3 protein-coding genes are annotated in these 4,678 nt (G+C 64.9%); 2 read left to right on the top strand and 1 reads right to left on the bottom strand.

The features are described 5' to 3' along the window. The first annotated feature begins 142 nt into the window (after positions 1 to 142). The gene (locus tag Q0C59_RS18795; protein WP_291218439.1) at positions 143 to 754 is read left to right on the top strand and encodes an AbiEi antitoxin N-terminal domain-containing protein; all 612 of its coding nucleotides are present in this window, start codon (positions 143 to 145) and stop codon (positions 752 to 754) included. Further along, entirely contained in the window at positions 751 to 1,620 is an 870-nt protein-coding gene (locus Q0C59_RS18790; protein WP_291218437.1) for a nucleotidyl transferase AbiEii/AbiGii toxin family protein, read from the top strand. Before Q0C59_RS18795 ends, Q0C59_RS18790 begins: the two co-directional genes overlap by 4 nt. On the opposite strand, the gene Q0C59_RS18785 is transcribed toward Q0C59_RS18790, so the two are convergent. Continuing rightward, positions 1,614 to 4,678, bottom strand: a 3,065-nt coding sequence (locus tag Q0C59_RS18785) for an error-prone DNA polymerase (RefSeq protein ID WP_291218435.1), incomplete at its 5' end; no start/stop codon positions are given. The two genes, Q0C59_RS18790 and Q0C59_RS18785, sit on opposite strands and share 7 nt — an antisense overlap.

Here is a 4,678-nt window from a genome sequence, read left to right as displayed (position 1 = left end):
AGCCGGTTGTCGATCACGCCGGTGAGTGACGAGCACTGGCAGCTCATCACCGGGACATTGCTGGGGCTTTGAGCGCAGAAGATGTTCCATTTGTTCGTCGAATGTTTGCAATCGACGAAAAAATGGAACATACTGGCCCGCCATGTCACCCCAACACGACACCCACACCCAGCGCATTCTGGATCTGCTCGCACACAAGGGCTTGCTGCGCCCCAGCGATCTGGATGCGACCGGTGCGTCTCGCGCCGTGCTTGCGCGCATGACGGCTGCCGGACTGTTGGAGAAAGTTGATCGAGGGCTCTACCGCCTGCCCGACCAGGACCTCTCAGAAAACGAGAGTCTGATCACTGTTGCCACCAAGGTGCCACAGGCTGTTTTTTGCCTGCTCACTGCGCTGCAGTTTCATGGCCTCACCACCCAGCTTCCACACCAGATCTGGATCGCCATGCCGCGTGGCAGCCATGTGCCGAAGATCGACTACCCGCCCCTCAAGATGATCCAGGTCACCGGTGATGCTTACACGGCAGGCATCGAAATCTTCCAGTCCGATGGAGTTCCACTGCAGGTTTATGGCGTGGCCAGGACGGTGGTTGACTGCTTCAAACACCGCAACAAGATCGGTATCGACGTGGCACTGGAAGCGCTGCGCGACGCCCGTGCGCAGAAGAAGGCATCGGCCGACGACCTCTGGCGCTATGCAAAGCTTTGCCGCGTCGCCAACGTGATGCGCCCTTACCTGGAGGCCATCGAATGAGCAAGGACCGCGCGGCATCGGTGCGGGCACGCCTGCTCAACATTGCCAAGACACAAGGTGTGGATTTCAACCAGGTGTTGGTGCGCTTTGCGCTGGAACGCATGCTCTACCGCCTGAGCCAGTCAGCACACGCCGATGGCTTTTTGCTCAAAGGAGCATTGCTGTTCACGCTCTGGTACGACATACCCCACCGCGCCACGCGCGATGCGGACTTGCTGGGTTTCGGGCCCAGCGATCTGGCGTCCGTGGTTCAAACATTCCGCGACATCGTGAGCGTTGAAGTGGACGATGGCATCCACTTCGATCCCGCGTCGATCACGGTCGAAGAGATTCGCAAAGAGGCCGGTTATGCAGGAGCCAGGGTCTTGATCACGGCCGACGTGGCCAAAGCACGGTGCAAGACGCAGATCGACATCGGCTTCGGCGACGCCGTCACCCCCGGGCCTGTGGCTGCGGTTTACCCAGTGCTGCTGAGTGACCTGCCCGCACCGCGTTTGCGCACCTACCCGGTCTACACCGTGATTGCTGAAAAGCTGCACGCCATCACCTTGCTCGGCATGACCAACAGCCGCTTGAAAGACTACCTGGACTTGTCGGTTTTGCTTGAACGCGAAATCCTGAACACGAAGATGCTTGCTCGTGCGATCGCAGCCACATTCGCCCGACGAGGCATGGCTGTCCCTGTTGCATTGCCTGTGGGCCTGACGGACGAATTTGCAAACGATCCGTCGCGCCAGGCGCTTTGGCAGGCGTTTCTCAAGAAAAATCAACTGGCACCTTTGGCACTAAGCGACACCGTGGTGGCGTTGCGCATGGTCTTGCAGCCGAGCTTGCTGGAGGCGGGCTCCCAGCCCACCCCTCAATGAAAATCCCGGCTCACCGTCGACAGTCCTTTGAGCAGCGGCGTGAGGTCTTCCAGGTGGCCGGCGATCAGGTTCTTGGCTTCGCCTTCGCGCTGCCACACCCCAAACACCGCCAGCAGCCGTGATTGCGTGAGCACGGTGCGCTGGCGTTCGCGCAGGTGTTTCCACACGATCACCTGCACCACGCCAGTTTCGTCTTCCAGGCTCACGAACACCACGCCGGCGGCGGTGCCGGGTTGCTGGCGCAGGGTGACGATGCCGCAGTAGCGCACCAGGCGTCCGTTGGGTGCTTTGTTGAGTTCTTCGGCGCTCGCGAGCCGGCGTTTGGTGAGCTGGGGCCGCAGCAGCGCCAGGGGGTGACGGCGCAGGGTGAGGCCCAGGCTGTCGTAGTCCCACACCACCGCCTCGCCTTCGGGGGCTTCGGGCAAGGCCAGCGGAGCTTCGTCCACCGGCGCGTCCTTCATCAGTTCGGGTGCGGTCCTCAGCGCGGCGGCGTCCCACACCTGCTGGCGGCGGTGGCCGCTCAGGCCCGCCAGCGCATCGGCAGCGGCGAGCAGTTTCATTTGCGGTTGGTCAAGGTTCGCTCGGCGGGCGAGGTCTTGTGTGGTGGTGAAGGGTTGGTTTGCTCGCGCATCCACCAGGCGGTCGGTGGCTTCACGCCTCAAGCCTGAGATCAGGCGCAGGCCGAGGCGCACGGCACCACCCTCTTCCAGCGTGCAGTCCCAGTTGCTGTGAACCACGTCCACCGGCCGCACCTCCACCCCATGGCGCTTGGCGTCCTGCACCAGCTGGCTGGGGGTGTAGAAGCCCAGCGGCTGGCTGTTGAGCATGGCCACCAGAAACTCGGCGGGGTGGTGGTGCTTGATCCAGCAGCTCACGTAGACCAGCAGCGCAAAACTCGCGGCGTGGCTCTCGGGAAAGCCGTAGCTGGAGAAGCCCTTGATCTGTTCAAACACGCCTTGCGCAAACGCGGGCTCGTAGCCGCGCGCGGTCATGCCGTCGACCAGGCGCCGCTCGTACTGCTGCAGGTTGCCACCGCGTTTCCAGGCGGCCATGGCGCGGCGCAGGGCGTCGGCCTCGCCGGGTGTGAAGCCCGCCGCCAACACCGCGATCTGCATGCACTGCTCCTGAAAGATGGGAATGCCCAGCGTGCGGCCCAGCGCTTCGCGCAGGTCGGCGCCGTCGCGCGGGCCGGGGTAGCTCACCGGCACCTTGCCTTGCCGTCGGTCCAGGTAAGGGTGCACCGCGCCGCCCTGGATGGGGCCGGGGCGCACGAGCGCGACCTCGATCACCAGGTCGTAATAGCAGCGGGGTTTGAGGCGCGGCAGCATGCTCATCTGCGCGCGGCTCTCGATCTGGAACACGCCCACGGTGTCGGCGGCGCAGATCATGTCGTAGGTGGGGCCGTCGCCTTCGGGAATGTCCTGCAGGGTGAAGGGGCGGCCCAGTTTCGCGCTGATGAGCGTCAAAGCCTTGCGAATGGCGGTGAGCATGCCGAGCGCGAGCACGTCGACCTTGAGCAGGCCCAGCGCGTCGAGGTCGTCCTTGTCCCACTCGATCACGGTGCGGTCTTTCATGCTGGCGTTTTCAATCGGCACCAGGCGCGAGAGCGGCAGCTGCGTGAGCACGAAGCCGCCGGTGTGCTGCGAGAGGTGGCGCGGAAAACCCATGAGCTGCGCGGTGAGCTGCAGCAACTGGCGCACCGCGAGGTCGTCGGGGTCGAGACCCGCTTCAAGCAGGCGCTCGGGTTCGACCGAGTGGCCGTCCCACCAGCGTGTGCTTTTGCTCAACACATCAAGCGCGCCGTCGGCAAAACCCAGTGCCTTGCCGACGTCGCGCAGGGCGCTGCGCGGGCGGTAGCTGATGACGGTGGCGGTGAGCGCGGCACGTTCACGGCCGTACTTGGTGTAGAGGTACTGGATCACCTCCTCGCGCCGCTCGTGTTCAAAGTCCACGTCGATGTCGGGCGGCTCGTTGCGTTCGCGCGAGATGAAACGCTCGAACAGGAGGTTGGTGCGCTCGGGGTCCACCGCGGTGATGCCCAGGCAGTAACACACCACGCTGTTGGCCGCCGAGCCGCGGCCCTGGCACAGGATGTCCTTCGAGCGCGCGAAAGTCACGATGTCGTTGACGGTGAGGAAGTAGTGCTCGTACTGCATGGCGGCGATCAGTTCGAGCTCGTGTTCGATCTGCTTCGCAAAACGCGGCGGCGTGCCCCGGGGCCAGCGCCAGGCCGCGCCCTCCAGCGTCAGTTGCCGCAACCAGGACGACGGTGTCTGCCCCTCGGGCACCACCTCGCTGGGGTACTGGTAACGCAGCTCGTCGAGCGAAAACGCGCAGCGCGCCGCCACCGCGAGTGTCTCGGCCAGCAGCTCGGGCGGATAACACTGGCCCAGCGTGAGTCGCGAGCGCAGGTGCTGCTCGGCATTGGGCTGCAGCGCGAGACCACAGGCACTCAGCGGCTGGCCGATGCGTGTGGCGGTGAGCACGTCCTGCAGCGGCTTGCGCGAACGCACGTGCATGTGCACATCGCCCACGGCCACCAGCGGCACGGCGGTGAGCGCGCTGCTCTGGCGCAGCTTGTGCAGCAGCATCTCGTCGTCGAGCCGGCGCAGCTGCGTCACGCCCAGCCAGCAGCGCCCGATGAAATGCTGCAGCAGCCAGCGCGCTACTGTGTCCATCGGGTCCTGGTCGCTGTCGCGATCGGGCACGGCGATCACCACGCAGTCGGCCAGGGTTTCGGCGCGGATGGTGCCCAGCGTGAGGTGGTAGGTGCCCTTGGGAGACGTGCGCCGCAGATGCGTGATGAACTCGCACAGGTTGCCGTAACCATTGAGGTTGCAGGCCAGCACGATGAGCGTGAACGGGGCGTCGCACTGCACCCGGAACTGGCTGCCCACCAGCAGCGGCAGGCCGTGCTTTTTGGCGGCCACGTGGGCCCGCACCACCCCCGCCAGGGAACATTCGTCCACCAGCGCGAGCGCGCGGTAGCCCAGCGCCTTGGCTCGCTCGACCAGCTCTTCGGCGTGGCTCGCGCCGCGCAGGAAGGTGAAGTTGGAGA

This window comes from Hydrogenophaga sp. (assembly GCF_022844385.1).
Taxonomy (GTDB): domain Bacteria; phylum Pseudomonadota; class Gammaproteobacteria; order Burkholderiales; family Burkholderiaceae_C; genus Hydrogenophaga.
Note: the sequence above shows the minus strand (reverse complement) of the source record. Positions and strands in the feature narration are given on the sequence as shown.

Coding starts and splice junctions, on each gene's coding strand:
- Q0C59_RS18795 (WP_291218439.1), top strand. CDS start 143: ATGTCACCCCAACACGACACCCACACCCAGCGCATTCTGGATCTGCTC.
- Q0C59_RS18790 (WP_291218437.1), top strand. CDS start 751: ATGAGCAAGGACCGCGCGGCATCGGTGCGGGCACGCCTGCTCAACATT.